Here is a 2801-nt window from a genome sequence, read left to right as displayed (position 1 = left end):
ACCCAAGCCTCGTCAGTTGCTTTGCTGGACGCCGCTATTCACATCGGCCGGCTGCTGGACAGCGAGAACCCGCGGCTGATGGTGCCGTCGGCGGCTGCGGGCGTACGGTTTGACGCCGAGCTTGCCGACCCGCGGGGCCGGGTCGAGGTCCGCCGGCGTGGCGGCAACGACGAAGAGCTCATCGTCGACATCGCGGTGGTCGCGCCGGACGGCAGCACCAGCGTCGCGGTGCGCGGGCTGCGCTACGCGGCAGTGGATTCCAGCGCGGGCGCCGGCCGCAACGACGATCCCGCGGCGATGGTGCACGCGCTCGAATGGCAGCCGTTCTCGCCCGTCGACGGCTACGACGACCATCTGGCGACGAGCCCGAGCACCGTTGCGGTGTTGGGCGAGAACGACATTGCCGGTGCACTTCGCGACGGCCTGACTCACGCCGGCTACACGCCGGCCGCTGTCACGGATGCCCGCTACGTGCTCTATGTTGCCCAATCCCGTTCCGGTGAAGCCGATGTCGACGCTGCGGTGCGCCTGTCGATGGAGCTGGTCGACTTGGTCAGCAAGCTGGCCGAGCGCGACGAAGGCCGCCCGGTCACGCTGTGGATCGTCACTCGCGGTGTGCGCGAGGGCAGTTCGGACGCCGCGGTTGCCCAAAGCCCGATGTGGGGAACCGCCGGAGTCATCCGGGCCGAGCAGCCGCAGTTGTGGGGCGGCCTGATCGACCTGCCGGAAAGCGCCGACCCCGCTGGTCTGGTGCCGGCGCTGGCCACGGTTCTACGAAAGCCCGCGAAGTCGATCCTGGCGCTGCGCGACGGCGAGTTCCTGGCGCCGGCCCTCGCGCCGGTGTCCGGCGAGCCGGTGCACGAGCCACTGCGATGCCGCCCGGATGCGGCGTACCTGATCACCGGTGGTCTGGGTGCGCTCGGTCTGCTGACGGCCGGCTGGCTCGCCGACCACGGCGCCCGCCGGCTGATCCTGGCCGGCCGCACCGCGTTGCCACCCCGCCGCGACTGGGACAGCGACGCCAACGACGCCGACACCCAACAGAAGATCAACGCGATCCGGGCCCTGGAGATGCGCGGCGTCGTGGTCGAAGCCGTCGCACTCGACATCGGATCGCACGACGCGATGCAGGCGCTGCTGGCCAAACGCGACGCCGAGGGGGCCGCGCCGATCCGCGGCGTCGTCCACGGCGCCGGTATCACCGACGCCCACCTGTTCACCGAGCTCGAGGAAGACCGCCTGCGGCGCACGGTGTGGCCGAAGATCGCGGGCGCACAGGTGCTGCATCAGACCTTCCCGGTCGGCAGCCTCGACTTCCTGTTCCTGACCGCCGCGGCCGGCGCCGTGTTCGGTGTCCCAGGTCAGGGTGCCTACGCGGCGGCCAACGCCTACCTCGACGGACTGGCCCAGCTGCGCCACCGTCAGGGCTGCCACACCGTCAGCCAGGACTGGGTGGCCTGGCGCGGCCTCGGCTTCGGCGCCGAAGCGCAGATCGCATTGCAAGAACTCGAGCGGCTCGGGTCGCGGCCCATCACCGCTGACGAAGCCTTCGCGGCCTGGGACCACCTCGCGCGTTACGACGTCGCCCAGGCGGTCATGGCGCCGATGCCCTCGGCGGACGGCGTAGCGGCCGCCGAGCCTAAGGCCGTCTCACCAGCCTGGTCGGAGATGCCCGCCGAGGACGTTGTTCATGAGCTGCAGGACGGCCTCCGGGCCATCCTCGCGCGCGAACTGCAGATGCCCGAAGCCGAGCTCGAGCTGGACCGGCCATTCGCTGAGCTGGGCATGAACTCGGTGATGGCGATGTCAGTTCGTCGGGACACCGAGCTGTTCGTCGGCATCGAGCTGTCCGCGACGATGCTGTTCAATTACCCGACTATCGTGGCACTCGCGGAACACCTGGCTAAAAAGGTTTTGCCGCAGACAGAATCGGACAGCGATATTGACGTGCTGGGAGATTCGGACGGCAGCGTGCTGAGCGAGCTGTTCGACAGCGTGGAGTCGGCACCGGCTGGCAGCGAAAGGGGTCTCTGATGACGTCGTCGTACGACGAGGACGCTCTCCGGCACTGGCTGGCTGATTACCTCGTAACGAACGTCGGATGCAGTCTCTACGACATTGACTTCGACGCCCCGATGAGTGATCTGGGTCTGGGCTCGCGTGACGCGGTCGTGCTCTCCGGCGAGTTGACCGAACTGCTCGGCCGCAAAGTGTCACCTGTCGAGTTCTGGCAACACCCGACGATTTCCGACCTGGCCCGCTTCCTGACCGGTGCCGAATCGTCGGCCCACGAGGATGACCTCGAGCCCGACCGCGGTCACCTCGACGAGCCGATCGCGGTGATCGGTCTGGGTTGTCGATTCCCCGGTGGCGTCTCCGGCCCGGACGAGTTCTGGCAGTTCATGTGCGACGGCAAGAATGCGATCACCGAGGTGCCGCCGGAACGCTGGGCGCCGTTCGACGACGGCACCCCGGAGGTCGCGGCCACCCTCGCCCACACCACCCGCTACGGCGGATACATGGACAACCTCGACGAATTCGACGCCGAGTTCTTCGACATCTCCACCCGCGAAGCCGCCAAGATGGACCCCCAGCAGCGGATGTTGCTCGAAGTCGCCTGGGAGGCACTGGAACACGCGGGCATTCCGCCGAGCACCCTGCGCCGATCGCAGACCGGCGTCTTCGCCGGCGCGTGCTACACCGACTACGGGTACGTGGCCGGAATGGACCTGACCAATGTCGACGCGTGGAGCAATTCCGGTGGCGCGCTGAGCATTATCGCCAACCGGCTGTCGTACTTC

At 68.3% G+C, this 2801-nt stretch carries 2 protein-coding genes; both read left to right on the top strand.

What is annotated here, in order from left to right:
• Positions 1-2034, top strand: a 2034-nt coding sequence (locus VN856_RS19415; RefSeq protein ID WP_325691953.1) for a beta-ketoacyl reductase, incomplete at its 5' end; no start/stop codon positions are given.
• The coding region (locus VN856_RS19410; RefSeq protein ID WP_325691951.1) for a type I polyketide synthase at positions 2034-2801 on the top strand (768 nt) is incomplete at its 3' end. The genes VN856_RS19415 and VN856_RS19410, both read left to right, overlap by 1 nt.

Source organism: Mycobacterium sp., assembly GCF_035603715.1.
In the GTDB taxonomy this organism is placed as follows: Bacteria; Actinomycetota; Actinomycetes; order Mycobacteriales; family Mycobacteriaceae; genus Mycobacterium.
Note: the sequence above shows the minus strand (reverse complement) of the source record. Positions and strands in the feature narration are given on the sequence as shown.